General features: G+C 67.4%; 23 protein-coding genes. 10 read left to right on the plus strand and 13 right to left on the minus strand.

Annotated features, from left to right (window positions below):
* Positions 1–9: 9 nt before the first annotated feature.
* The 6 genes from QPK27_RS19640 to QPK27_RS19665 all read right to left on the minus strand — a co-directional run bounded on the left by QPK27_RS19640 (position 10) and on the right by QPK27_RS19665 (position 6287).
* The gene (locus tag QPK27_RS19640; RefSeq protein WP_290419862.1) at positions 10–945 is read right to left on the minus strand and encodes an electron transfer flavoprotein subunit alpha/FixB family protein; all 936 of its coding nucleotides are present in this window, start codon (positions 943–945) and stop codon (positions 10–12) included.
* Between the two features lie 33 nt (positions 946–978).
* Entirely contained in the window at positions 979–1728 is a 750-nt protein-coding gene (locus QPK27_RS19645) for an electron transfer flavoprotein subunit beta/FixA family protein (protein WP_290419863.1), read from the minus strand.
* A gap of 196 nt (positions 1729–1924) precedes the next feature.
* The gene (locus QPK27_RS19650; RefSeq protein ID WP_290419921.1) at positions 1925–2152 is read right to left on the minus strand and encodes a sulfurtransferase TusA family protein; all 228 of its coding nucleotides are present in this window, start codon (positions 2150–2152) and stop codon (positions 1925–1927) included.
* Positions 2153–2526: 374 nt separating this feature from the next.
* Positions 2527–5136: an alanine--tRNA ligase gene (alaS, locus tag QPK27_RS19655; protein WP_290419864.1), complete on the minus strand. Its 2610-nt coding sequence runs from the start codon at positions 5134–5136 to the stop codon at positions 2527–2529.
* 99 nt (positions 5137–5235) lie between these two features.
* A complete protein-coding gene (gene ugpQ, locus QPK27_RS19660; protein ID WP_290419865.1) occupies positions 5236–5988 on the minus strand; it encodes a glycerophosphodiester phosphodiesterase in 753 nt (250 codons plus the stop codon).
* 23 nt (positions 5989–6011) lie between these two features.
* Entirely contained in the window at positions 6012–6287 is a 276-nt protein-coding gene (locus QPK27_RS19665) for a DUF1294 domain-containing protein (RefSeq protein WP_290419866.1), read from the minus strand.
* Positions 6288–7039: 752 nt separating this feature from the next.
* On the opposite strand from QPK27_RS19665, the gene QPK27_RS19670 reads away from it, so the two are divergent.
* Positions 7040–7486, plus strand: a complete 447-nt coding sequence (locus QPK27_RS19670) for a DUF3597 domain-containing protein (RefSeq protein WP_290419922.1) — start codon at positions 7040–7042, stop codon at positions 7484–7486.
* A gap of 78 nt (positions 7487–7564) precedes the next feature.
* On the opposite strand, the gene trpS is transcribed toward QPK27_RS19670, so the two are convergent.
* On the minus strand, positions 7565–8587 hold the full coding sequence (trpS, locus tag QPK27_RS19675) for a tryptophan--tRNA ligase (RefSeq protein WP_290419867.1): 1023 nt from the start codon (positions 8585–8587) through the stop codon (positions 7565–7567).
* Positions 8588–8902: 315 nt separating this feature from the next.
* On the opposite strand from trpS, the gene QPK27_RS19680 reads away from it, so the two are divergent.
* The 6 genes from QPK27_RS19680 to QPK27_RS19705 all read left to right on the plus strand — a co-directional run bounded on the left by QPK27_RS19680 (position 8903) and on the right by QPK27_RS19705 (position 16590).
* Complete coding sequence (locus tag QPK27_RS19680; protein ID WP_290419868.1) at positions 8903–10090, plus strand: family 1 glycosylhydrolase; 1188 nt, start codon at positions 8903–8905, stop codon at positions 10088–10090.
* Positions 10018–11322: an SDR family oxidoreductase gene (locus tag QPK27_RS19685; RefSeq protein ID WP_290419869.1), complete on the plus strand. Its 1305-nt coding sequence runs from the start codon at positions 10018–10020 to the stop codon at positions 11320–11322. Before QPK27_RS19680 ends, QPK27_RS19685 begins: the two co-directional genes overlap by 73 nt.
* 278 nt (positions 11323–11600) lie before the next feature.
* Positions 11601–13361 (plus strand): cation:proton antiporter, encoded by a 1761-nt coding sequence (locus tag QPK27_RS19690; RefSeq protein ID WP_290419870.1) that lies wholly within the window; start codon positions 11601–11603, stop codon positions 13359–13361.
* 71 nt (positions 13362–13432) lie between these two features.
* Positions 13433–14650: a YbfB/YjiJ family MFS transporter gene (locus QPK27_RS19695; RefSeq protein ID WP_290419871.1), complete on the plus strand. Its 1218-nt coding sequence runs from the start codon at positions 13433–13435 to the stop codon at positions 14648–14650.
* Positions 14651–14660: 10 nt separating this feature from the next.
* A complete protein-coding gene (locus QPK27_RS19700; RefSeq protein ID WP_290419872.1) occupies positions 14661–15278 on the plus strand; it encodes a carboxymuconolactone decarboxylase family protein in 618 nt (205 codons plus the stop codon).
* A 58-nt stretch (positions 15279–15336) separates the two neighbouring features.
* Entirely contained in the window at positions 15337–16590 is a 1254-nt protein-coding gene (locus QPK27_RS19705) for a CaiB/BaiF CoA-transferase family protein (RefSeq protein ID WP_290419873.1), read from the plus strand.
* A gap of 32 nt (positions 16591–16622) precedes the next feature.
* Here the strand turns inward: QPK27_RS19705 and QPK27_RS19710 are convergent, their stop codons facing one another.
* Positions 16623–16946 (minus strand): hypothetical protein, encoded by a 324-nt coding sequence (locus QPK27_RS19710; RefSeq protein WP_290419874.1) that lies wholly within the window; start codon positions 16944–16946, stop codon positions 16623–16625.
* A gap of 215 nt (positions 16947–17161) precedes the next feature.
* On the opposite strand from QPK27_RS19710, the gene QPK27_RS19715 reads away from it, so the two are divergent.
* Together QPK27_RS19715 and QPK27_RS19720 are read left to right on the plus strand one after the other, a co-directional pair.
* Positions 17162–17614: a DUF2231 domain-containing protein gene (locus QPK27_RS19715; protein WP_290419875.1), complete on the plus strand. Its 453-nt coding sequence runs from the start codon at positions 17162–17164 to the stop codon at positions 17612–17614.
* Complete coding sequence (locus tag QPK27_RS19720) at positions 17611–18903, plus strand: sorbosone dehydrogenase family protein (RefSeq protein WP_290419876.1); 1293 nt, start codon at positions 17611–17613, stop codon at positions 18901–18903. The genes QPK27_RS19715 and QPK27_RS19720 overlap by 4 nt, the downstream gene beginning before the upstream one ends.
* An 82-nt stretch (positions 18904–18985) precedes the next feature.
* On the opposite strand, the gene QPK27_RS19725 is transcribed toward QPK27_RS19720, so the two are convergent.
* On the minus strand, positions 18986–19306 hold the full coding sequence (locus tag QPK27_RS19725) for a hypothetical protein (protein ID WP_290419877.1): 321 nt from the start codon (positions 19304–19306) through the stop codon (positions 18986–18988).
* Between the two features lie 346 nt (positions 19307–19652).
* Between QPK27_RS19725 and QPK27_RS19730 the strand changes: the two genes are divergently transcribed.
* Entirely contained in the window at positions 19653–21293 is a 1641-nt protein-coding gene (locus QPK27_RS19730; protein WP_290419878.1) for a DUF4394 domain-containing protein, read from the plus strand.
* A gap of 65 nt (positions 21294–21358) precedes the next feature.
* Here QPK27_RS19730 and QPK27_RS19735 read toward each other — a convergent pair whose 3' ends face one another.
* From QPK27_RS19735 to QPK27_RS19750, 4 genes are read right to left on the minus strand one after another with little or no spacing between them, the layout of a single operon-like run.
* Positions 21359–22096, minus strand: coding sequence for an anti-sigma factor domain-containing protein (locus QPK27_RS19735; RefSeq protein ID WP_290419879.1), 738 nt, complete (start codon positions 22094–22096; stop codon positions 21359–21361).
* Positions 22093–22656: a sigma-70 family RNA polymerase sigma factor gene (locus tag QPK27_RS19740; RefSeq protein ID WP_290419880.1), complete on the minus strand. Its 564-nt coding sequence runs from the start codon at positions 22654–22656 to the stop codon at positions 22093–22095. Before QPK27_RS19740 ends, QPK27_RS19735 begins: the two co-directional genes overlap by 4 nt.
* Positions 22653–24404: a response regulator gene (locus QPK27_RS19745; protein ID WP_290419881.1), complete on the minus strand. Its 1752-nt coding sequence runs from the start codon at positions 24402–24404 to the stop codon at positions 22653–22655. Before QPK27_RS19745 ends, QPK27_RS19740 begins: the two co-directional genes overlap by 4 nt.
* Positions 24391–25881: an ATPase domain-containing protein gene (locus tag QPK27_RS19750; RefSeq protein WP_290419882.1), complete on the minus strand. Its 1491-nt coding sequence runs from the start codon at positions 25879–25881 to the stop codon at positions 24391–24393. Before QPK27_RS19750 ends, QPK27_RS19745 begins: the two co-directional genes overlap by 14 nt.
* Between the last annotated feature and the right edge of the window lie 387 nt (positions 25882–26268).

The following is a 26268-nucleotide window of genomic DNA, read 5'->3' on the forward strand; positions in this document are numbered from 1 at the left end:
GCCGGCGGATCAGCCCAGTTCCTTGACCAGTTCCGGCACGACCTCGAACAGGTCGCCCACCAGGCCATAGTCGGCCACCGAGAAGATCGGCGCTTCCGGGTCCTTGTTGATGGCGACGATGGTCTTCGAGTCTTTCATGCCGGCCAGGTGCTGGATCGCGCCCGAGATGCCGACCGCGATGTACAGGGTCGGGGCGACGATCTTGCCGGTCTGGCCCACTTGCCAGTCGTTCGGCACGAAGCCGGCGTCGACTGCGGCGCGCGACGCGCCCATGGCGGCGCCCAGCTTGTCGGCCAGCGGCTCCAGGATCTTGAAGTTGTCGGCCGAACCGATGCCGCGGCCGCCCGAGACGATGACCTTGGCGGCGGTCAGTTCAGGACGGTCCGACTTGGCCAGCTCGCGGCCGACGAACGTCGACTTGCCCGAGTCGGCAACGGCGCTGACGTTCTCGATCGCCGCCGAACCACCTTCGGCGGCGGCATCGAAACCGGTGCCGCGCACGGTGATGACTTTCACCTTGTCGCTCGACTGCACGGTGGCGATGGCGTTACCGGCGTAAATCGGACGCTCGAAGGTGTCGGGCGAATCGACCTTGGTGATTTCGGAAATCTGCGCCACGTCCAGCTTGGCGGCCACGCGCGGCAGGATGTTCTTGCCGAAGGCGGTGGCCGGGGCCAGGATGTGCGAGTACTCGCCGGAGGCAGCCTGGGCCAGGATCTGCTCGGCCACATTCTCGGCCAGGCCGTCGGCGAAGTGCGGCGCGTCGGCGACCAGCACTTTCGACACGCCGGCGATTTTCGCGGCGGCTTCGGCGGCAGCGCCGCAGCCCGAGCCGGCGACCAGGATGTGGACGTCGCCGCCGCACTGGGCGGCCGCGGTCACGGTGTGGTGGGTGGCGCCCTTCAGGGAGCCGTTGTCGTGTTCAGCAATGACTAATGCGACCATGTTGATTCCTATCTTTTAATTGACGACGACGGCTCAGATGACTTTGGCTTCAGTGCGCAGCTTCTGCACCAGGGTCGCCACGTCCGGCACCATGACCCCGGCCGAGCGCTTGGCCGGCTCGACGACCTTCAGGGTCTTCAGGCGCGGCGTCACGTCCACGCCCAGGTCTTCCGGCTTGACGGTCTCGAGCGGCTTTTTCTTGGCCTTCATGATGTTCGGCAGCGTCACGTAGCGCGGCTCGTTCAGGCGCAGGTCGGTGGTGATGATCGCAGGCAGCGTCAAGGCCACGGTTTCCAGGCCGCCGTCGACTTCGCGCGTCACGGTGACTTTGCCGTCTTCCAGCACGACTTTCGAGGCGAAGGTGGCTTGTGGCCAGCCCAGCAGCGAGGCCAGCATCTGGCCGGTCTGGTTCGAGTCGTCGTCGATCGCCTGCTTGCCCAGGATGATCAGCTGTGGCTGTTCCTTGTCGGCCAGCGCCTTCATGATCTTGGCCACGGCCAGCGGCTCGGTGTCGCCGGCGGTTTCCACCAGGATGCCGCGGTCGGCGCCGATCGCCATGCCGGTACGCAGGGTTTCCTGGCACTGCGTCACGCCCACCGATACCGCCACCACTTCGGTGACCTTGCCGCCCTCTTTGAGGCGGGTGGCTTCTTCCAGCGCGATCTCGTCGAACGGGTTCATCGACATTTTGACGTTGGCGATATCGACGCCGCTGCCGTCGGATTTGACGCGGACCTTGACGTTGTAGTCGACCACGCGTTTGACGGGTACCAGGACTTTCATAGGGTGCCTTTAGAAAATGAGAATGATGACGAACGAAAGTGGCCTAGATTATAAGAGATATTCAGGCGACGAGCTAAATTAAAGCACGATCGTGCGATTTTTAGCTAGAGGAATTCGCCTAATTTTTTTCGTTAGCTTATCAGGGAGACGGTCGACGGGGTGGCCACCCCGTCACGGGCTGTGCTTTGCCGGCAGATTATTTGCGGCGCATCAGGAAAGTGAACTCGCCGTTGACGTGCGAGTGCGACAACAAGGCGTTGCCGGTTTGTTTGGCGAAAGCCTGGAAGTCGCGCACGGAGCCGGTGTCGGTGGCGACGATGCGCAGCACCTCGCCGCTCTCCATCTCGGCAAGCGCCTTCTTGGCTTTGAGGATGGGCAGCGGGCAATTCAGGCCGCGTGCATCCAGGTCTCTCTGGAATTCCATGGTATCGGTATCGGTGTCGAAAGTGATAGCGCTCATCGCTTTGCCTTCAATTTAGTGGTCCAACTTCAATCGCATACTACTCCAATTTCCGCAGTATGACGCAGCGCACCAAAATAGTCACAGATTGTTGCAAGACTGCAACCTCAATGTTAAAAGCTTGACGAATTAATATTGAGTGTGTACAGGACGCTCACAAACCGGCACCTGCATGGTGCGTCACGGCGAAAGATGCGGTCCGAAACGGGGCGCGCAATAGGCGAAGATACAAGCCGGCGAGATAAATTCCGGCCCGTTGTCCAAAGCAGAACGCCGCCCGAAGGCGGCGTTCTAGAGCAGGAAGCACGGCCGCGAGCGGCCGCGTCCATGCGGGTGGGTTACGCGCGCTCGCCGACCCAGCCGGCCACACCGGCCAGTGCCGCCGGCAGGCCCGACGGATCGGTACCGCCCGCCTGCGCCATGTCCGGACGGCCGCCGCCCTTGCCGCCCACCTGCTGGGCGACGAAGTTGACCAGCTCGCCGGCCTTGACCTTGCCGGTGGCGTCCTTGGTCACGCCCGCGATCAGGCTCACCTTGCCGTCGGCCACACTGGCCAGCACGATGGCGGCGGTCTTCAGCTTGTCCTTCAGCTTGTCCATCGCTTCACGCAGGGTAGCGACGTCGGCGCCTTCCATGGTGGCAGCCAGCACCTTGATGCCGTTCACGTCCACCGCCTGGGTCAGCAGCTCGTCGCCCTGGCCGGCGGCCAGCTTCGACTTCAGTGCCGCAACTTCTTTTTCCAGCGTCTTGACCTGGTCCTGCACCTGAGCGATGCGGCCCGTCAGCTCGTCCGGGCTGGTCTTCAGCGCGCCGGCGGCGGCCAGCAACTTGGCGTTGATCGACTGCACCAGCGCCAGTGCGCCCTCGCCCGTCACCGCTTCCACGCGGCGGATGCCGGCGGCGACGCCGCCTTCCGACACGATCTTGAACAGGCCGATGTCGCCGGTGCGGGTCACGTGGACGCCGCCGCACAGCTCTTTCGAGGTGCCGATATCCAGCACGCGCACGGTGTCGCCATACTTCTCGCCGAACAGCGCCATCGCGCCATGCTTGACCGCATCGTCAAAGCTCATGTGCTGGGCCTGGGTCGGGTGGTTTTCCAGGATCTCGCGGTTGACGATCATCTCGACCTTGGCGATTTCTTCAGCGGTGAGTGCTTGCGGGTGGCTGAAGTCGAAGCGGGTCTTGTCCGGATCGACCAACGAGCCCTTCTGCTGCACGTGGGTGCCGAGCACTTCGCGCAGGGCCTTGTGCATCAGGTGGGTGGCCGAGTGGTTGCGGATGGTGCGGCCGCGCTTGACGGTGTCGACTTGCGCATCGACGGTGTCGCCGACCTTCAGCGAACCTTCGCGCAGCACGCCGTGGTGGCCGAACACGTCGGCCTGGATCTTGAGCGTGTCTTCGACTTCGAACAGCTTGCCTTCGCCCTTGATCGCGCCCTGGTCACCGACCTGGCCGCCCGATTCGGCGTAGAACGGGGTGGTGTCCAGCACCACGATGCCGGCCTGGCCGGCCTTCAGTTCCTGCACCGACACACCGTCGGCGTACAGCGCCAGCACGTGGGTGTTGTGGGCCAGCGATTCATAGCCGACGAACTTGGTCTTCTCGCCTGCGTACTCGACGTTGGCGGCCATCTTGAACTTGCCGGCGGCGCGTGCGGTCTTTTTCTGCTGCTCCATCGCGGCGGCGAAACCTTCTTCGTCCAGCGTCACATTGCGTTCGCGGCAAATGTCGGCGGTCAGGTCGAGCGGGAAACCGTAGGTGTCGTACAGGGTGAAGGCAGTGGCGCCGTCCAGCTTGTTCGGATCCTTGGCCAGCTGCGCTTCCAGGATCTTCATGCCGTTTTCCAGCGTTTCGCCGAAGCGCTCTTCTTCGGCCTTCAGCACTTGCGCCACACGGTCCTTGGCGTCGCGCAGTTCCGGATAGGCTTCGCCCATCTCGAGGTCGAGGTCGGCCACCAGCTTGTGGAAGAACGGCTTGGTCTGGCCCAGCTTGTGGCCGTGGCGCAGCGCGCGGCGGATGATGCGGCGCAGGACGTAGCCGTGGCCTTCGCTGCTCGGAATGGTGCCGTCGACGATCAGGAACGCGGCCGAGCGGATGTGGTCGGCGATCACCTTGAGCGAGTTGGCGCCCAGGTCGGTGACGCCGGTTTCGCGCGCAGCGGCCTTGATCAGGTTCTGGAACAGGTCGATTTCATAGTTGCTGTGCACGTGCTGCAGCACCGCGGCCAGGCGTTCCATGCCCATGCCGGTGTCGATCGACGGCTTCGGCAGCGGGCTCAGGTTGCCGGCTTCGTCGCGGTTGAACTGCATGAACACCAGGTTCCAGATCTCGATGAAGCGGTCGCCGTCTTCTTCCGGCGAGCCCGGAGGGCCGCCCCAGATGTCGGCGCCGTGGTCGAAGAAGATCTCGGTGCACGGACCGCACGGGCCGGTGTCGGCCATCTGCCAGAAGTTGTCCGAGGCGTAGCGCTTGCCCTTGTTGTCGCCGATGCGGATGATGCGTTCGGTCGGCACGCCGATCTCGTTGGCCCAGATGTCGTAGGCCTCGTCGTCCTCGAAATAGACGGTGATGGTCAGCTTGTCGGCCGGCAGCATGTACACCGTGGTCAACAGTTCCCAGGCGAACTTGATGGCGTCGCGTTTGAAGTAGTCGCCGAAGCTGAAGTTGCCCAGCATCTCGAAGAAAGTGTGGTGACGCGCGGTGTAGCCGACGTTTTCCAGGTCGTTGTGCTTGCCGCCGGCGCGCACGCAGCGCTGCACCGAGGTCGCACGCGAGTACGGACGCGTATCCAGGCCCAGGAAGACGTCCTTGAACTGCACCATCCCGCTATTGGTCAGCAGCATGGTCGGGTCATTGCCCGGCACCAGCGAGCTGGAGCGCACGATGGAATGGCCTTTGGATTCAAAGAACTTCAGGAACTTTTCGCGGATGTCGGAGGATTTCATGTCTGATCGAGGGCGGAATGAGGCAGCGTGCCATATAAAGGGACGATTATAGCCTAGCTGGCAAGAGGAATATTAGTCAGGCCGATATTGACGCGCGGATCACACGAAGTCTGGCGCGATCAGGTCGATGCGGTCGGTGCAGAAGGCGTCCACGCCCCACGACAGCAGCTCGGCCGCACGCGCCGGATCATTGACCGTATAGCAGAACAAGCCGAAGCCGCGCGCCTTGACCGCTTGCGCCAGCGTCGGCGTCAGGTGCAGGTGATTGGTATGGATGGCGACGGCGCCGAGCGCTCGCGCCCGCCGCTCCCAATCGCCGTCCAGGGTACTGATCAGGCAAGCGCGCGGCAAGCCGGGGGCGTTGGCCTGCGCCGCCGCCAGCGCCACGTCGCTGAACGAGGACAGCAGCGGCAGGCGCGCGCTGTCGACGGCCGCGATCTCGTCGGCAAACAGCTCAGCGGTCAAGCGCGCCACCGCGGCGCCGGTTTCCAGTTCGTAGCCCGGCGCCGGCTTGATCTCGATATTCATCCACACCCCGTGCGCCTTGCAGAACGCCGCGAACGCGCCGAACAGCGGCACCGGTTCGCCTGCGTGGCCGGGACCGAACCAGCTGCCGGCATCCATGTGCGCCAGGTCCGCCGCATCGTGCTCGAACACGCTGCCGCTGCCGCGCACGGTGCGGCCCAGCGCCGGGTCGTGCATCAGCACCGGCACGCCGTCACGCGCCAGCATCACGTCGAACTCGACCGCGCGAAAACCGTGGCGCATGCCGCAGCGCAGTCCGGCGAAGGTATTTTCCGGCGCCAGCGTGCCGCCGCCGCGATGCGCCAGGATGCGCGGATAGGGCCACATGGCAGTATCCTCGTTCACAAGGTTCAGGCCTGCTGCTGGCCGAAGCGCCAGGCCAACAGTGCGAACAGGCCCAGGTTGAGGGCCACCGTCAGCTGGAATTTCCACTGGAATGACTGCTTGCTGGTCTTGTGCCGCAACCATTGCTGGGCCAGCACGGCGCCCGGCCAGCCGCCGACCAGCCCCAGCAGCAGGAGCGTGGTTTCCGGCGTGCGCCAGGTCCTGGCGCGCGCGGCCGACTTGTCCATGGCATAGGCGATGAAGCAGCTGATGCTGGTGACCGCATAGGCGGCCCCGACCATTTGCGGCAGGCTCCACGCGAGGCTGGCGACAGCATAGAGGACGAGAAAAACGGTGAGCGGCAGATATGGCATCCCGACAGCTTAGCGCCCGCCAGAGTGCGCTGTCCACAAGCCGGGTGCGAGCGGATGGTTCCCAACCGTTCGTGAACGAACAGAGTGAGGTTGACGAAGTGCCTACGCTGACGTTTTACCAGTTGCCAGACAGAGATGAAGAGGAGTTGGATATGGCTTTTGATTTAGGAAATCTGTTGCAACAATACATCGGCGGCGGCGCCAACAACGGCCGTGCCGCGGATGACTTCGACCAGGTGGCGCAAAACGCGCCCCGCGCCAGCATCGCCCAGGGGATCGCCAGCGCCCTGCGCTCGGACCAGACCCCGCCTTTCCCGCAGATGGTGAGCCAGCTGTTCGGCCAGAGCAATCCGGACCAGCGCGCCGGCATGCTGACCAACCTGCTGGGCGGCAATGGTGCACTGCTGTCGTCGGTCGCGGGCGGTGCGTTGGCCAAAATCTTTGGCGGCAATGCGCCGGCCAGGGTGACGCCGGAACAGGCGTCGCAGATCTCGCCTGAGCAAGTGCAAGAAATCGCCGAAAAGGCGCAACAGCAGAATCCCGGCATTGTCGACCGTATGAGCGACTTCTATGCCGAACACCCGACGCTGATCAAGGCCGCCGGCGGCGCCGCGCTGGCAGTGGCACTCGGCTACATGGCGCAAAACATCCGCAAGCAATCACCAGAAAAGGAGGGTCCAGTGGGTATCCTAAGCAATATCTTCCACAAAATTTTCCCAGGCAAAAAAGACGACGCACCAGCGCAGACCCAGGCGCAGGCTCCGGCCGCCCCGACCGCCGCACCGGCCCAGCCGCAAGCTGCTCCGCAGGCCGCGCCACAGGCTGCCCCACAGGCCGCGCCAGCCCCGGCTGCAGCGCCTGCCATGCAGCAGGTGGACGTCGAACAGATCCTGAACGGCATGCAGCAATCGTCGGGCCAGCAGCTCAACTGGCGCACCTCGATCGTCGACCTGCTCAAGCTGCTGAACCTGGACAGCAGCCTGCAGTCGCGCAAGGAACTGGCCGCCGAACTGAACTACACCGGCGACACCAATGATTCGGCCAAGATGAATATCTGGCTGCACCGCCAGGTGATGAACAAGCTGGCGGCCAACGGCGGCAAGGTGCCGGCCGATCTGCGCGACTGAAGTCGGCGCAACCACGCGTCTGACTGACGCACACAGCACGCTGGCCGGACTTGATCCGGCCAGCGTCACATTGACCGATCAGAAGTACGACAACCCCAGCGCCTTCTTGACCTCGTCGGTCGTGGCCGCGGCCACTTCACGCGCCTTCATCGTGCCTTCCTGCAGCATCTTCATCACCTGCGCCGGATCCTTGGCGAACTCTTCGCGACGTGCGCGGATCGGCGCCAGCAGCTCTTGCAGGATGCCCTCCAGGCGCTTCTTGACGATGCTGTCGCCCAGGCCGCCGCGCTGGTAGTGCGCTTTCATCTCGGCCAGGCCTTCCTTGTCGGTATCGAACGCGTCCAGGTAGGTGAAGGCGACGTTGCCCTCGATATGGCCGGGATCCGACACCTTCAGGTGCAGCGGGTCGGTGTACACGTTCTTGACCGCGGCGCGGATCTCGTCGGCGCTGGCGCCCAGATTGATGGTGTTGCCGAGCGACTTGCTCATCTTGGCCTTGCCGTCGATGCCCGGCAGGCGGCCGACTTCCGGCACGAATGCCTTGGCTTCGACCAGGATTTCCTTGCCGACGGTGCGGTTGAAACGACGCACGATCTCGTTGCACTGCTCGATCATCGGGATCTGGTCTTCGCCCACCGGCACCACGCTGGCCTTGAAGGCGGTGATGTCGGCGGCCTGGCTGGCCGGATAGGTCAGGAAGCCGGCCGGGATGTCGCGCTCGAAGCCGCGCAGCACGATCTCGGCCTTGACCGTCGGGTTGCGCTCGAGGCGCGCCACGGTTACCAGGTTCAGGTAGTAGAAGGTGAGCTCGGTCAATTCCGGGATTTGCGACTGGATAAAGATGGTCGTCTTGGTCGGGTCAATCCCTACGGCAAGGTAATCGAGCGCCACCTCCACCACGTTCCGGTGTACCTTACCCAGATCATCCATATTGTCGGTCAGCGCCTGGGAGTCGGCCAGCATCACGAACTGGCGATACTGGTCCTGGTAACCGACGCGCCCGCGCAGGCTGCCCACGAAGTGGCCCAGATGCAGCGGACCGGTCGGACGGTCGCCGGTCAGGATGATTTGATTGGCGGTAGAAGAAGTTTGCAGGGTCATCGAGTTGTTCCTTGTTGGATGCCTCGACCGTCCTGCGTCAATGACGACGCCACCTGAATCGAGGCGGCGTCAGTTTGAAATGCACATCATTTCCCGGGGCCGCGCGATGTCAGCGGCGCCACCAGGCAAGAGTTGGATGTGCTTTCGGAAAGATCATGGACCGCATGGTTGCAGGTTGACGCGGTGCTGTCAACCCGTGCTCTTCCAGCGGCGCGCACCATGATCGGGCAAGCAGGGCTCTCCCCAATGACGTTTCATTGACCAGGGCGCCCCACTGCCGGCAATTTGTTGCAATAAGATTAAGGATTGAAAAACATGAACAAGAGCACGAACAGCCCCGCCACCCCTCTCGAACTCTGGGGCGGCCTCGAATGCACGGTCAACCGCGTGCAAGACCAGTACTTCAGCCAGCTCGACCGTAACGGCCACGCCGGCCGCGCCTGCGACATCGACCGCTTTGCTGCGCTCGGCATCAAGGCCATCCGCTATCCGATCCTGTGGGAACGCACCGCCCCGGACGGCATCGACAAGGCCGACTGGGCCTGGCCCGACGAACGCCTGGAAGCGCTGCGCGCCGCCGGCGTCACCCCGATCGCCGGCCTGATCCACCACGGCAGCGGACCGCGCCATACCAGCCTGGTCGATCCGGGCTTCGCCCAGCAACTGGCCGACTATGCCGGCGCCGTCGCCGCGCGCTATCCCTGGCTCGAGTACTACACCCCGGTCAACGAAATCTGCACCACCGCCCGCTTCGCCGGCCTGTACGGCGTGTGGTACCCGCACGGCCGCGACGACCGCACCTTCATCCAGGCCCTGCTCAACCAGTGCCGCGCCACCGTGCTGTCGATGCGCGCCATCCGAGCCATCAACCCAGGCGCCAAACTGGTCCAGACCGACGACCTCGGCAAGACCTACAGCACGCCCGAGCTGGCCAAGGTGGCCGAGTTCTACAACGAACGGCGCTGGCTGGGCTGGGACCTGCTGTGCGGTATGGTCGGTCCGCAGCACAAGCTGTGGAACTACCTGCTGCGCACCGGCATCGCCGCCGAAGAGTTCCTCTGGTTCCGCGACAACACCTGCCCGCCCGACATCATCGGCGTCAATTACTACGTCACCAGCGAGCGCTGGCTGGATCACCGTCCGGAGCGCTATCCGGAACACCACCGCGGCGTGGCCGACGGCATCCCGTGCGCCGACATCGAGGCCTCGCGCGCGCTGGCCACGCCGACGCCGGGCATCGCCCCGCTGCTGTCCGAAGTCTGGGACCGCTACGGCATCCCGCTGGCGATCACCGAAGCCCACATCGACGCCAACCGCGAAGACCAGATGCGCTGGCTGCTCGAGATCTGGGAAGCGGCGCAGCAGTCGCGCGACAACGGCGTCGACGTGCGCGCGGTAACGGTCTGGGCCCTGCTCGGCNCGAAGACCAGATGCGCTGGCTGCTCGAGATCTGGGAAGCGGCGCAGCAGTCGCGCGACAACGGCGTCGACGTGCGCGCGGTAACGGTCTGGGCCCTGCTCGGCTCGTTCGACTGGAACTGCCTGGTCACGGCCAACCGCGGCTACTACGAGCCGGGCCCGCTCGACGTCCGTTCGCCGCTGCCGCGCCCGACCGCGCTGGCGGCGATGATGCGCGAGCTGTCGAGCGGCGCGCCGCTGTCGCACCCGGTGCTGCGCGCCCAGGGCTGGTGGCGCCGGCCGGGCCGCCACCTGTGCCAGCCGGTGGCCACGCCCGATGCGCTGACTTCGATCTCGGCCGACGGCCATCGCCTGGTCGGCATCGAGGCGGCGCCGATCCTGATCCTGGGCGCCACCGGCACCCTGGGCCAGGCCTTCGCCCGCATCTGCGAGAAGCGCAACCTGGCGCACCGCCTGCTGTCGCGCCAGGACATGGACATTGCCGACGCCGATTCGGTCGAGCGCGCGCTGGCCAAATACAAGCCATGGGCGGTGGTCAACACCTGCGGCTACGTGCGGGTGGACGACGCCGAAAACGACATCGAACGCTGCGAGCGCGAAAACACCTTCGGCGCCGCCACCCTGGCCGCCGCCTGCGCGCGCCACGGCGTGCACTTGACCACCTTCTCGAGCGACCTGGTATTCGACGGCCGCAACGAGCGTCCGTACGTCGAATCCGACGAGGTCAATCCGCTCAATGTCTACGGCCGCACCAAGGCCGCGGCCGAGCGCGCGGTACTGGACAACCATCCGGGCGCCCTGGTGGTGCGCACCAGCGCCTTCTTCGGGCCCTGGGACAAGCACAACTTCGTGACCCTGGCATTGGAAGCCCTGGAGCGCGGCGACCCGTTCGTGGCGGCCAGCGACATGACCATCACCCCGACCTACGTGCCGGACCTGGTGCACGCCTGCCTGGACCTGGCCGTGGACCGCGAAGCCGGCATCTGGCACCTGGCCAACAAGGGCGAGCTGACCTGGGCCGAACTGGCGCGCCGCGCGGCCGAGCTGGCGGGAGTCGATGCGGCGCGGCTGGAAGCGCGGCCCGCGACCGAGTTCGGCTTCACGGCGGCGCGGCCGGCGTATTCGTCGCTGCACAGCGAGCGTGGGGCCTTGCTGCCGGCGCTGGATGATGCATTGCGTCGTTATATCGCGCTGCGCAATGCGGATCGGGCCGAGCGCAAGGCGCTGGAGCAGGAGGCCGAGGGGCGGCAGCAGGTGGCCGGTGGCGATAGCCAGGCCGAGGCCGATGAGGTCGAGGCGGTGCAGTCGGGGACCTGATCGGTTTGTATGGTTAAGCGCGGCCGATGGCCGCGTGATGGGTTATCGGTACGCGACGGACTTGGGTCCCCGCCTTCGCGGGGACGACGTTGATGTAAGGTGGTGGCGTCGTTGGGAGTCCGACTTCGGCCACGTTAGTTATCCCGTCGTCCCCGCGAGGGCGGGGACCCAAGTTCCCTCCCGAAGCCGCAACGAAAAATCCACCAGAGTCAAAAACCGCAAGTCCCCTCCAGCACGAGCGCTAAAATACCCGGGCCCTCCACCACTAGCCCACCGCCGTGCACGACCAACACGCCTTCCCCTTCCTGCGCGAAATCCTGCTGTTCCTGATCCTCGCCGGCATCCTGATCCCGCTGCTGCAACGCCTGCGCATCAACCAGGTGCTCGGATTTCTGGCGGTCGGCGCCCTGCTCGGCCCCTTCGGTCTGGGGCTGCTGGCGGGTGACGTTCCCTGGCTCGCCGCCCTCACCTTCCCCGCCGGCCCGGGCGTGTCGATGCTGGCCGAAATCGGCGTGCTGTTCCTGATGTTCATGATCGGCCTGGAGCTCTCGGCCGCGCGCCTGTGGTCGATGCGCCGATGGGTGTTCGGCGCCGGCAGCGCGCAGGTGCTGGCCTCCACCGCGCTGCTCGGCGGCGCCCTGTGGCTGGCCGGCCAGCCGGCGCAGACGGCCGCGATCCTGGGACTGGTGCTGTCGCTGTCCTCGACCGCCATCGTCATGCAGCTGATGAGCCAGCAGCAAAGCACCGGCACCCCGCTCGGCCAGGCCGCCTTTGCCATCCTGATGCTGCAAGACCTGGCGGTGGTGCCGATCCTGGTCCTGATCGGCGCCCTCGGCAAGGGCGCCGGCGGCGGCGACAGCGTGGCGCTGCTGTCGATCGTCGCGCTGGCCAAGGCGGCCGGCGCCATCGCCCTGATCTGGCTGGCCGGCGCTCGCGTGGTGCATCCGCTGTTTCGCGCCTTTGCGCGCCAGCGCCAGCCGGACGTGTTCATGGCCCTGATCCTGTTGTCGACCTTCGGCATCGCCGCCCTGTCCGCCGCCGCCGGACTGTCGATGGCGCTGGGCGCGCTGATCGCCGGCCTGCTGCTGGCCGAGACCGAATTCAAGCACGAGGTCGAGCTGATGGTCGAGCCGTTCAAGGGCCTGCTCATGGGCCTGTTCTTCATGACGGTCGGGATGACCATCGACACGCGCCAGATCGTCGAACACCCGTTATGGCTGGCCGCCTTCGTGGCCGGCCTGGTGCTGCTCAAGGCGCTGGTGGTGGCGGTGCTGCTGAAGACCGGCGGCATGCCGTGGGGCCGGGCGCTGGAGGGCGGCCTGCTGCTGGGCCAGGGCGGCGAATTCGCTTTCATCGTGATCGGCTACGCGATCGGCACCCGCGTGCTCGACCCGGCGCTGGGCGCGCGCGTGATGCTGGCGGTCGGCCTGTCGCTGTTCATCACGCCGCTGCTGGCGCGCCTGGGCCGCGCCATCGGCGAGCGTTCCGACAGCATCGCGCGCGCGCAGGCGGAATATAGCGACGAGCAAATGCTGCCGGCCGTGCGCGGCCAGGTGATCGTGGCCGGCTTCGGGCGCGTCGGCCAGCAACTGGGCAAGCTGCTGGCGGACCAGGGCATTCCGTTCGTCGCTTTCGAGAACGATGCGCGCCTGGTGGCGCAGCTGCGCGCCGACGGATTGCCGGTCTGGTTCGGCAACGCTGCGCGGCCCGAGCTGCTGCGCCGCGTGCATGCCGGCGACGCGCCGGCGATCGTGCTGACGATGGACCAGCCGACCGCCGCGCTGCAGGCGGTGCGCGGCATCCGGCGCGAATTCCCGCACGTGCAGCTGTTCGTGCGCTCGCGCGACGAGCGGCACGCGCGTATCCTGCGCCAGGCCGGCGCCAGCGTGGTGGTGCCCGAGACGCTGGAAGCGAGCCTGCAGCTGTCGAGCTTCGTGCTCGAAGCGATGGGAATCGACGAGCGCACCGTCGACGGCATCGTTGACCGCGAGCGCGACCTGTTCGCGGCCGGATTATTGGACCCGTCGCAGCGTGCCTGACCGTCGGCGTGGCGGGGCCGGAACCGGGGCGCCTCGTACGAGGTTCGGCGAATTGCGTTCTAATGACGCCCATGAACGAATCCTCCATCCTGCATGCCGCCCGGCGCCGCGACGCCCGGCTGGTGTGCCTCGCCGCCATGATCGCGCTGGCCGTTGCCATGGGCGTCGGCCGCTTTGCCTTTACTCCGCTGTTTCCGCTGATGGTGCGCGACGGCCTGCTGGACGCCCCGTCCGGCGCGCTGCTCGCCGCCAGCAACTACCTCGGCTACCTGGTCGGCGCCCTGCTGGCGGCGCGCCTCGGGTTGCGCCCCGCGACGCTGCTCGCCCTCGGCCTGCTGGCCACCGTGACCGTCACCGCCGCCGTCGGCTGGGCCTCGTCGGTCGCCACCTGGACGGTCCTGCGCTTCGTCGCCGGCGCGCTCAGCGCCTGGACGCTGGTGGCCACCACCGCATGGGGACTGGGCTGGCTGGCCAGCCTCGGACGGCCGCACCTGGCCGGGGCGCTGTTCGCCGGGGTCGGGCTGGGCATCGCGGCGGCCGGCGTGTTCTGCCTGGTCGCGCCCGGCTTCGAAGCGTCGGCGCTGGCGCTGTGGGTAGACCTCGGCGCTCTGGCGGCGCTGGCGAGCATCGTTCCTCTACTCGTGAGTTTGCGCTTGCCGGCCCCGCCGCCGATGGCCGACGCGGCGCCATCGGCGCACGCAGCGCATTCGCCACCCGCTGCGCCGGCGGGCACCGCCGGCCTGGTGGCCTGCTACGCCCTGTTCGGCTTCGGCTACATCCTGCCCGCCACCTACCTGCCGGCGCTGGCGCGCCAGGTGGTCGACGATCCGCACGTCTTCGGCTGGGCCTGGCCTCTGTTCGGCAGCGCCGCCGCCATCTCCACGATCGTTGTGGCGGCGCTGCTCAAGAGCGCCAACCGCGCAGCCGTGTGGGCCACCTGCCACCTGGCCATGGCGCTGGGCGTGCTGCTGCCGATCGTGTGGCCGGCGCTGTCCGGCGTGATCGCCTCGGCGCTGCTGGTCGGCGGCACCTTCATGGTGATCACCATGGTCGGCATGCAGGAAGCGCGCGGCCGCGTGGCCCACAATCCGACCGCGGTGCTGGGCCGCATGACCGCCGGCTTCGCGTTCGGGCAGTTGATGGGGCCGATCGTCTCGGCCGCCATCGGCCACGTGGTGTCGGATCACACCATCGCGCTCGACCTGGCGCTGGCGCTTTCCGCGGCCGGCCTGCTGGCGAGCGCCTGGTATCTGTGGCGCCATGAACGGCGCCATCATTCAACCAACTAAGGAGCACCGCATGAACGACCCTCTTCGCCCCGGCGCCACCGCGCAAGGCTTCGGCGCCGCCAATTCCGAGCGCATCGCGATTCCCGCGCGCGAGGCCATGGACGAGACCCAGCAGGCAGCGGCGGACGCCATCATCAACGGCCCGCGCAAGGCGATCTTCGGCCCCTTCGTGCCGCTGCTGCAGACGCCGGTGCTGATGGAGCGCGTCGGCAAACTCGGCGAAGCGCTGCGCTTCGACGGCACGCTGCCCGACGCGATCCGCGAACTGACGATCTGCGTGGTGGCGCGCGAGGTTGGCAACCAGTTCGAATGGCAGACCCACGCGCCGCTGGCAGTCAAGGCCGGCGTGGCGCAGGACGCGATCGACGCGCTGCTGGCCGGCCGCCACCCGCGCGCGCTGCCTGCCGAACAGGCCTGCGCGGTCGACTTCACCCGCGAACTGCTGCAACGGCACGGCGTGAGCGACGCTACCTACGCCGAAGCGGTGTCCTGCTTCGGCACGCCCGGTGCGGTGGAGCTGACCACGCTGGCCGGCTATTTCGCCATGGTGTGCTGGGTGATGAACGTGGCGCGTACGCCGGGGCCTGCCGGCTCGGGTGCGCCCGGCCTGGCCGCGTTCCCGGGATAAGGCCTGCGCGACGGCCAGCTATAATCGCCGCTTCACAGCGAACGACAGGAACGGCGACATGACGCACCCCGGCACCCATCCTTCCACCCTGCCCAGGGCGCTCGGCCACATCCGCGTGCTCGACCTGTCGCGCGTGCTGGCCGGCCCGTGGTGTGCGCAGAACCTGGCCGACCTGGGCGCCGACGTGATCAAGATCGAGCGCCCCGGCAGCGGCGACGACACCCGCGCCTGGGGTCCGCCGTATGCGAAGGATGCCGCTGGTTTAGACACCACCGAAGCCGCCTACTACCTCAGCGCCAACCGCGGCAAGCGCTCGGTCACGGTGGACATCGCCAGCCCGGAAGGCCAGGAACTCTTGCGCGAGCTGGCGCGCCACTGCGACGTGGTGCTCGAGAACTTCAAGGTCGGCCAGTTGAAGCGCTACGGCCTCGACTACGAGTCGCTGAAAAGCGTCAGGCCCGACATCGTCTACTGCTCGATCACCGGCTTCGGCCAGGACGGCCCGTACGCGCACCGCGCCGGCTACGACTTCCTGATCCAGGGCATGGGCGGCCTGATGTCGGTCACCGGCGAACGCGACGACCTGCCCGGCGGCGGCCCGCAAAAGACCGGCGTGGCGCTGACCGACCTGATGACCGGCATGTACGCCACCGTCGCCGTGCTGGCGGCGCTGACGCATCGCGACCGCACCGGCGAAGGCCAGTACATCGACATGGCGCTGCTCGACACGCAGGTGGCGATGCTGGCCAACGTCGGCAGCAATTACCTCAACAGCGGCAAGGCGCCGCAGCGCTGGGGCAATGCGCACGCCAACATCGTGCCCTATCAAACCTTCGCCTGTGCGGACGGCCACATCATCGTCGCCACCGGCAACGACGGCCAGTACCGCAAGTTCGTGGAAGCGGGCGGCCGGCCCGAGCTGGCGAACGACGCGCGCTTCGCTACCAATCCGCAGCGCGTGCAGGGGCGCGACGTGCTGGTGCCGCTGCTGGCCGAGATGGTGAAACAGAAGCCGCGCGACGAATGGATCGCGCTGCTGGAAGCGGCCGGCGTACCCTGCGGGCCGATCAACGATGTGGGAGAAGTGTTCGCCAACGAGCAGGTGCAGGCGCGCGGGATGGCGATCGACCTGCCGCATCCCGACGCGGGCCAGGTCAGGCTGGTGCGCAATCCGATCCGGATGTCGGCCACGCCCGCGACCAGCGGCGTGGCCCCGCCCCTGCTGGGCCAGCACACCGGCGAGGTGTTGCGCGAGGTGCTGGGCCGGAGCGAAGCCGAGATCGCCGCCTTGCGCGCACGCGGCGTGCTGTAGGCGCTGGCCGGCGGGCGCCGGCACAGCGTGGATCAGTGCAGCTGGTGCTTCAGGTTCGACAGCTCGTCGTGCACGCGCACGACCACCGACTGCACCTGCGGCGACGGACGGGTGCTGGTGCACACGCGCTTGGCTTCGTCGCCGATCGCTTCCAGGTCGTCGATGCACTGGACCATGTCGGACTGGTCGTTCGACTGCATCACGCTTTGCGCGCGGTCGGTCTCGTGGGCCAGTTTCTGGATGCAGTCGCGGATCTCGTTCGGCACGCTCTGGTCGTTGCGGCAGACTTCCTCGGCCTGGTTCACGACTTGCTGGACGTGGCTGAAACGTTGTTGGATTTCGCTTGGTTGCAGCATGATAACCTCCTGAAATGATGGGTAAAGACGCGCAGGACACTGCGCTGACTCTTACCAGCTTAGGATGGATATCTTGATTATCAAGCATCGAATGCGGCGCCGCGCCGGGACAAAGACGGTGCGTTCCATTCAGCATCGCCGCGAATCAACCATGCGCCGGCAACTTCCAGTAATCGATATGATTTCGACAATCACATCACTACGAGGACCACTCGATGACTCCTGTCACCACGGCCGCGCCGGCTTATCACAGCCATCCCGCGCACCCGCCCGGCCCGCTGCACGCCATTTTCCTGGCCGGCAGCGTGCCCCTGTTCGTCGGCGCCCTGCTGAGCGATATCGCCTATTCCAACACTTACCAGATCCAGTGGAGCAACTTCGCCTCATGGCTGCTCGCCGGTGCCGAACTGTTCAGCGGAATTGCCCTGCTGTTCGCGCTGGTCAACCTGCTGCGCGCGCCGCGCAAGTCGGGCCAGCCGCTGACCTATTTCGTGCTGCTGCTGATCACCTGGGCACTGGGCCTGGTCAATTGCTTCCAGCACGCCAAGGACGCCTGGGCCGTCATGCCGGCCGGCCTGGTGCTATCGGTGATCGTGTCGATCCTGATCTGCGTGACCGCCTGGATCGGACTGAGCCAGCGCATCCCGCGCGCAGGAGGTGTCCAATGAAACGCTTGAGCACACTGACGATGGTCGGCGTGGCGCTGCTGGTGAGCGCCTGCAACGACAAGGGCGGCGATACCCTGGCGCACGGCGCCGATCCGAAACTGCCGGCGCCGCAGCGCGGCCTGCTGCCGAGCATGAAGATCGCGGAACCGACCCCATGGGGCGACCAGAAGCCGACCGTGCCCGAAGGCTATAGCGTCACAGCGATCGCGGGCGACCTGCAGATTCCACGCCAGACCCTGGTGCTGCCGAACGGCGACATCCTGGTGGCCGAAGGCCGCGGCGGCAACGCGGCCAAGCTGAAGCCGAAGGACGTGATTGCCGGCTACATCAAAGCCAAGGGCAACACCAAGGTCAAGAGCGGCAACCGCCTGACCCTGCTGCGCGACGCCGACGGCGACGGCAAGTACGAACTGAAGACCGTGTTCGCGGACAACCTGAACGCGCCCTACGGCCTGGCCTTCTTCGACAACAAGATCTACGTCGCCAACCAGGACGCGCTGGTGCGCTTCGACTACAGCGAAGGCCAGACCGCGGCCGCGGCGGCGCCGACCACCATCACCCAGCTGCCGTCCGAGATCAACCACCACTGGACCAAGGCGATGACCATCAGCCCCGATGGCCGCTACGTCTACGTCGGCATCGGTTCCAACAGCAACATCACCGAGCGCGGCATGGAAGCCGAAGTCGACCGCGCCATGGTATGGCAGATCGACGTCAACACCCGCACCTATAAACCGTACGCGACCGGCCTGCGCAACCCGACCGCGCTGGCGATCCATCCGGAAACCGGCCAGCTGTGGTCGGTGGTCAACGAGCGCGACGAACTGGGCCCGGACCTGGTGCCGGACTACCTGACCTCGGTGCGCGAAGGCGGCTTCTACGGCTGGCCGTACAGCTACTGGGGCCAGAACGTCGATCCGCGCGTGAAGCCGGAAAATCCCAAGAAGGTCGCGGCCGCCATCAAGCCCGACTACAGCCTGGGCTCGCACGTCGCCGCCCTCGGCCTGAGCTTCTCGCAGCCGGTGATGGGCGCGAAATTCGCCAACGGCGCCTTCGTGGGCGAGCACGGCAGCTGGAACCGCGCCAATCCGGTCGGCTACAAGGTAATCTTCGTGCCGTTCGCGGGCGGCCGGCCGGCCGGCGAGCCAATCGACTTCGTCACCGGCTTCCGCGACGCCGACGGCAAGACGCGCGGGCGTCCGGTGGGCGTCACGGTCGATCCGAAAGGCGCGCTGATCGTGGCCGACGACCTGGCCAACGTGGTGTGGCGGGTGACGCCGAACCGCTGATCCGGCAGCGTTTCACTGTTCAGTAACTAAAAAGGCGCGCAGGAATTTCCTGGGCGCCTTTTGTTTTGTGTGGATGCGTGGCTCAGGACACGAGCGCGCCATTTCTGCTTTCCCGCGTGTCGGCCGCAGCTTCGTGCGATGCAATGCGCTGTACGGGCAATGGCGGCACGCAGATGACGACCGTGCCCGGGGCGATGGTGCGCAACGTGGCGAACAGCGACGCATAGTCGTGCGCATCGACCCGGTCGAGCGCGACGACCACACTAGTAAATTGCACAGCGTGCAATGCGTAGACGGCCCGCAACGGGCTGGCTACACGGATGGCGACGCAATCGCGGCCCAGGCGCTGCAACACCTGATCGGCGTCGGCGACTTCTGGCTCGACAACAAGAACTACATGCATTCAATTCCTCTTTCAACACTCTGCAGCGCCAGCGCCTGACAACTGCTAGAGCCGGCAATTGTAGTGCTGATGAACCGCTTCGACTGCCACAAATCTCGCTTAACGACCAGCCTGTCGGTTCATATCGTTCTGACACGAACCGTTTTCAGTCGATTTTCGGTTCGTGCGGCAGGACATATCTTGGGCAACCATCGACCAGCCGACCAGGCTGAAATAAATTTTGCGAAAGGTGCATCCAATCGCGCATCCGATGCGTAGTACCGGTGAAGGCATGGGGGCCGTGATGGCAACCATGCGCTTGCAACAGGTTCATCCACTGTTTCGCCACCTACAACCGGAGATCACCATGCACCAACCACGATTCGCCAAGCTCGTCCTCGTTTCGTCGATCGCCCTCGCCCTGAGCGCCTGCGGCAGCAGCAATGACGATCAAACCGGCACGCCGCCGGTTACTGCGCCGGCGATGGCGGCCGGCGACGTATTCGTCCTCACCGCCAGCAACCGGCTGCTGTCGTTCAACCGCGACACCCCGGCCACGATCCGCACCAACGTCGCGATTCAGGGCCTGCAGGGCGGCGACAGTCTGGTCGGCATCGACGTGCGTCCGGCCGACGGCAAGCTGTACGCGGTCGGCTCCGGCGGGCGCCTGTACACGATCGACAGCGCCAGCGGCGCCGCCACCTTGAGAAGCACCCTGAGCGCCGATCCCGCCGACACCAGCGCGCCGTATGCCGGCCTGAATGGCACTGCGTTCGGCGTCGACTTCAACCCGGTGGCGGACCGCCTGCGCATCGTCAGCAATACCGGCCAGAGCCTGCGCATCAACGTCGACAGCGGCGCCACCACCACCGACGGCGACATCAACGGCGGCGCGGCCAACACCGCGATCACGGCGTCGGCGTACACCAATTCGTTCGCCGGCACCGCTGCCACCACCCTGTACGGCATCGACGGCGCGAGCGGCACGCTGTACGTGCAGAACCCGCCCAACAACGGCACCCTGGCCAGCCCGATGGCGCTGGGCGTGGCGGCCGGCAGCGCCAGCGGCTTCGACATCGACGCCCGCACCAACCTCGGCTACCTGGCCGCCACCGTCGGCGGCGCGCGCAACCTGTACAGCGTGAACCTGAACGCCGGCGGCGGCGCCAGCGCCGCCACCCTGGTCGGCGCGCTGGGCGTGACCGAAGACATCCGCGGCCTGGCGCTGCGCGCGCAAAGCGCCACCGTGCTGGCGCTGAGCGACGCCAACCGCCTGCTCGGCTTCAAGGCGGCGACGCCGAACACGATCGACAGCGAGCGTCCGATCACCGGCCTGAACGGCGACGAAGGGCTGGTCGGCATCGACGTGCGGCCGAAGGACGGCGTGCTGTGGGGCTTGAGCTCGGGCGGGCGGCTGGTGACGATCGATCCGGCCACCGGCGCGGCCACGGTCAGGGCGACGCTGACGGCCGACGCCGCCGACACCACGGCCCCCTACGGCAGCCTGCAGGGCAGCGCGTTCGCGGTCGACTTCAACCCGGTGGCCGACCGCCTGCGCGTGATCGGCAACAGCGGCCAGAGCCTGCGCATCAACGTCGACACCGGCGCCACCACCACCGACGGCAACATCAACCGCGCCGCGGCGCCGGCCGTGGTCAGTGCGGCGGCCTACACCAACAGCGTCCCGGGCGCGACCACAACCCAGCTGTTCGACATCGACAGCGCCGGCGGCGTGCTGGCGCTGCAGAATCCGCCGAACGACGGCACCTTGAGCAATGTGGGTCCGCTCGGCGTGACGTTCGCGGGCGATGGCGGGATGGATATCGGCGGCGGCGCCAACGGGCTGGTACTGGCGGCGCTGCGCTCGAGTGCGGGCGGGGCCAGTTCGCTGTACCGGGTGGACTTGAGCACCGGCGCGGCGACGCCCGTGAACGGGGCGGCGACGCCGGCGGCGTCGGTGATCGGCGGGTCGGCCGGGGTGCGGGATATCGCGATCTGGGTGCGCTGAGGCTCCAGGCCCGGCACCTCGCAGGCCGTCATTGCGCCGATCGGCTGCAATGACGGTCGTCAGCCTTATCCCACCTTCACCGCGCGCCCGATGTACAGGATCGGCCCGGTCGGACGTCCGATCGGCGAGCCCTGCTCCGGCTCGAGCGTGATCTCGAACAGCTGGTTCGGCACCACCTTCGGCAGGCGGTCGAGCTTGACCTCGAGCGTCTGGCCCGGCCGCACCAGGCCCAGCGACACCGGTCCGGCCCAGTCGTCGGCCTTGGTCCACAGCTGCAGCGCGCGCTGCGCCGGCACCTCGGCCTCGACCAGCTGCTTCAGGCGCAGCGTGTCGTCGCCGACCAGCTCCAGCACCCAGCCCGGCGTGGCGTTCTGCGGCGCCGCAAGCACCACCATCAAGTGCGGCTGCGCCACCTCGTGCAGGCGCACGCCGACCACCGCCGCCATGATCGCGGCGGCGGCGAACCCGCCGGCGGCCAGGCCGCGCCACAGGCCCAGGCGTTCCCACCACGATGCGCGTGCGGCAGGCTGCGGCGCCGGCGCAGATGCAGGCGCAGATGCGGGCGCGGCGCCCAGGCTGCGCTCGATCCGGCGCCACAAGGCCGGCGGCGGCGCCACCGGATCGACCATGCCGCTCAGCGGCAGCAGGCGCCGTTCCCAGTCGCCGACGGCGGCGCGCAGCGTGGCGTCGTGCGGCAGGGCCGCGTCGACCCGGCGCCGGTCTTCCTGCGACAGCGTACCGAGCACGTATTCGCCGGCCAGCTCGTCGGGGTCGCGCGGCGTCTGATTGGTGGTGGCGCTCATACCATGCACTCCCGCAGCGCGCTCAGGCCGCGCTTGATCCATGCCTTGACCGTGCCCAGCGGCGACTTGAGGCGCTCGGCGATCTCGCTGTGCGAGAAGCCCTCGACGTAGGCGTACAGGATGCTGTTGCGCTTGGCCGTGTCGAGCCGGGTCAGGCACTCGTGCAGGCGGCCCAGGTCCTGGCGCAGTTCGAACGCCTCCAGCATGTCGGCGCCGGCGTCGCGCTCGATCACATCCAGCGCCTCCAGGGTGTCGCCATCGGCCGCCACCTCGCGCGCACCGGCGCGCACCGCGTCCAGCGCCGCGTGGCGCACCACGGTGTACATCCAGCCGCGCGCCGAACCGCGGGTGGCGTCGAAGGTCGCCGCGCGGGTCCAGATGCTCACGAAAGCGTCGTGCAGCACGTCTTCGGCCAGCCCGCGCTCGCGCACGATGCGCAGCGCCACGCCCAGCAGGCGCGCGCTGTCGCGGTCGTACAGGCGGCGCAGCGCCTGGCGCTCGCCGCGCGCGCAGGCCGCCAGCGCCGCTTCATAATCAAAGCCATCGTCGGCCGGCATCATGCCGGGCGCTCCAGCGGCGGCCCGGACCCGGGCTGCAAACCTGTGCCGCGCCGGCTCGCCAGCGCGCGTTCGACGCTGAGCGCCAGTTCGGCCAGCTGGAAGGGTTTGCGCAGCACCAGGCCGTCGCCCAGCGCCTGCTCGATCGCCTTCATGTCGGCGTAGCCGGTGGCGATGATCATCGGCAGCTCCGGATACAGCGCGCGCGCCCGCTCCATCAGTTCGGCGCCGGTGATGCCCGGCATCAGGTAGTCGGTGATCAGGAGCTCGGGCGCCGCCGCTTCCAGCGCGCGCAGTCCGGCGGCGCCATCGGCCGCCTGCGTCACCTGGTGGCCGAGCGCCTCCAGCGAAGACACCATCGACTCGCGCACGAAGTCGTCGTCCTCGACGATCAGGATGCGCGCCGGGCGCGCTGCCGCCGCCCGCGCCGCCGCCCGCACCGGCGGCGCGGCATCGAGCGTGCCGGCCGCGCGCAGCCAGATCTCGACCGTCGTGCCCTGCCCCGGCTCGCTCAGGATGCGCGCGCCGCCGCCGGACTGCTGGGCCATGCCGTACACCTGGCTCAGGCCCAGGCCGGTGCCCTTGCCCACGCCCTTGGTGGTGAAGAACGGTTCGAACACCTTGGCCAGGATGTCCGGCGCCATCCCGGCGCCGCTGTCGGCCACCGCGATGCGCACGTAGTCGCCGTCCGGCAGGAAACCGGCGGGCGACGCGGCGGGCGCGGCGCTGAAATCGATGCGGCCGCCGTCCTGCATCGCGTCGCGCGCATTGATGGCCAGGTTCAGCAGCGCCATCTCCATCTGGTTGGCGTCGGCCAGCGCGCCGGGACAATCGGGCGCCACCTCGAAGCCGAGCCGGATCGAGGAGCCGAGCGAGGTCGCCACCAGCTCGCGCACGCCGTCGAACAGCGCCTGCAGGTCGATCGCGCGCAGGTCCAGGCTCTGGTTGCGCGCAAACGCCAGCAGCTGGCCGGTGAGCTTGCCGCCGCGCTGGCACGAGCGACGCGCGATCTCGGCGCGCGCGCGCACGAATTCGTCCTGCGACTTCAGCAGGATCAGGTCCATGCTGCCCTGCACCACGTTGAGCAGGTTGTTGAAGTCGTGCGCGATGCCACCGGTCAGGCGCCCCACCGCCTCCATCTTCTGGTACTGGACCATGGCCTGCTGCACCCGCTCGCGCTCGATCACTTCGTTCATCAGGCGGTCGTTGGCCTGGGCCAGGGCGCGCGTGCGCTCTTCGATGCGCGACTCGAGCGTTTCGTTGAGCGCCACCAGCGCCGCCTGGCTCCGGCCCAGGCTGGCCGCGGTGCGTTCGCGGTCGGCCAGCACGGCGCGCGCCTGGTACTGGCGGCGCCGTGCGCGCAGCGCCGAGGCGGCCGCGCTGCGCAGGGTCTCGGCGTTGAGCGGGCGCTCGAGCAGAATCAGGTTGCCCAGCGTGGCCAGGCGCGCGCGCGCGCCCGGCTGTGGCAGCCCGATCGCCTTGGCCAGCAGCACGATGAAGGGAAAGTCGGACCACGGCCCCTGGCGTTCGAGCCAGGCGTGCAGCGCGGCGCTGTCGGCGCCGTGCAGCGCCTCTTCGGCCAGGATTGCGGCGCCGGCGCCGTCTTCGATGCTGGCGGCCAGCGTGGCGACGTCGGGCACCACCTCGCACGCCAGGCCGTCACGCTGCAGCACGCCGGCCATGACCTCGGCGTCGCGCCCGTGCGGAGCGACGATCAGCAGGCGCTGTTCGCGCGCTTCAAGCGTCGGCATTGCCGGGCGAGACCATCATCGGCGTGGCGCCATGGTAATTCGGAATCCCGGTGAGCACGCCCTGGAAGCCTTCCAGCGCGGCGCCGATGCGTACCCCGCCCTGGCCCAGCTGCAGCTCATGGATGCTCTGCGCGTGTTCGGTGGTGCGGCTCTTGATCACGCTGATCGCGCGCCGCACCTTGCCGCCGGCTTCGAAGAAGCGCAGCAGCACGGTGTTGTCGCTCAGGTAGCTCAGGTCGACGTCGGTGCGCGCCTCCGAGACCAGGCCATGCTGGCCCAGGATCATCAGGGTGGTCGCGCCCTTCTGGTTGAGGTAAGAGAGCAGCTCGTGCATCTGCAGCGTCAGGTAATGCTCGCCCGGCATCGCCTGCAGGTAGGCGTTCAGGCTGTCGATGCCGATGAAGCGGGTGGCGCGCTGCTCGACCGCATCGCGCAGCATCTGCGAGAATTCGCCCGGCGACAGCTCGGCCGGATCGATCTGGTGCACCCGCAGCAGGCCGCTTTCCAGGTGCGGCCGCAGGTCGAGGCCGAGCTGCAGGCTGCGCGCGTGGAAGGTGCCCAGGCCCTCGTCGAACAGGTAATACGCGGCCGGTTCGCCACGCTCGAGCGCCGCCAGCAGGCAGCGGGTGGTGAGCGTGGTCTTGCCGATGCCCGACGGCCCCACTACCAGGGTGTTGGTGCCGCGCACCAGGCCGCCGCCCAGCAATGCGTCGAAGCCGTCCGAGCCGCTCGAGGCCAGTTCCGGCGCGAAGTCGGCCGTATGCTCGGCCGCGACCAGGCGCGGGTACATGGTGATGCCGCCGGTGTCGAGCGTGTAGTCGTGGTAGCCGCCGCGGAAGCGGATGCCACGCATCTTGAGGATGTTCACGCGGCGCCGCTCCTTGCCGTACTCGCGCGCGATCTGCTCCAGGCTGATCACGCCGTGGGCGATGCTGTGCAGGTGCTGGTCGGACTGGGCGGTCTTGTCGTCGAGCAGCAGCACGGTGCAGGCACGCGCCGCGAAGAACTGCTTCAGGGCCAGGATCTGGCGCCGGTAGCGCAGTGGGTTCTGGGCCAGCAGGCGCACTTCGGACAGGCTGTCGAACACCACCCGCACCGGACGCAGTTCGTCGACCCGGTTCATCACGTTGCGCGTAGTCTCGCCCAGCTCGACTTCGGACGGGTGGAACACCGACTGCTGCGAGTCCAGGTCGAGTTCGTCGTCGCCGGCCAGCTCGTAGATCGACAGCGCACCGATGTCCCAGCCGTGGCTGGCCGCCACCGCGGTCAGCTCGTCCGTGGTTTCCGACAGCGTGATGTACAGGCCGCTTTCGCCGCGGGCGGCGCCGTCGAGCAGGAACTGCAGGCCGAGCGTGGTCTTGCCGGCGCCGGGCGAGCCTTCCACCAGGTACAGGCGCTGCGGCGTCAGCCCGCCGCCCAGGATGTCGTCGAGGCCGGCGATGCCGGTGGAAATGCGTGCGGAAACTGGGTTGATCATTGGAACGGCCTGTCGTGCGGCCGACCGAGCGCCCGATGGCGGCTGGAACGACCCGGTGGAAAAGTCCGCGCGAAGCGCGCAAGATTGCAATTGACCATTATATCGCTATTGACGGGTGACCAAGCGTCATCCATGCGCATGTGTTACACTAGCGGTTGTTGGAATGTTCGTGCTTCATCCGGCAATACCACGCAAGAGATGCTGCAGTTCGGTGGAAGGTCTTGAAAATATTCATTCCGCCCCCAACTAGTCTTTCTTACCGGAACGCCCTCCTCCGCCGCCTCTGGTCCGACATCGGCGCCGGCATCCGCTGTTCCGTCCGTATCGTATTTTCCGGCCTGGCGCGCGCGCCGCGCCGCCGTGTTCACCGTGACATGCAGCCTGCCC

Source organism: Massilia sp. YIM B02443, assembly GCF_030411955.1.
Classification (GTDB): Bacteria; Pseudomonadota; Gammaproteobacteria; order Burkholderiales; family Burkholderiaceae_D; genus Telluria.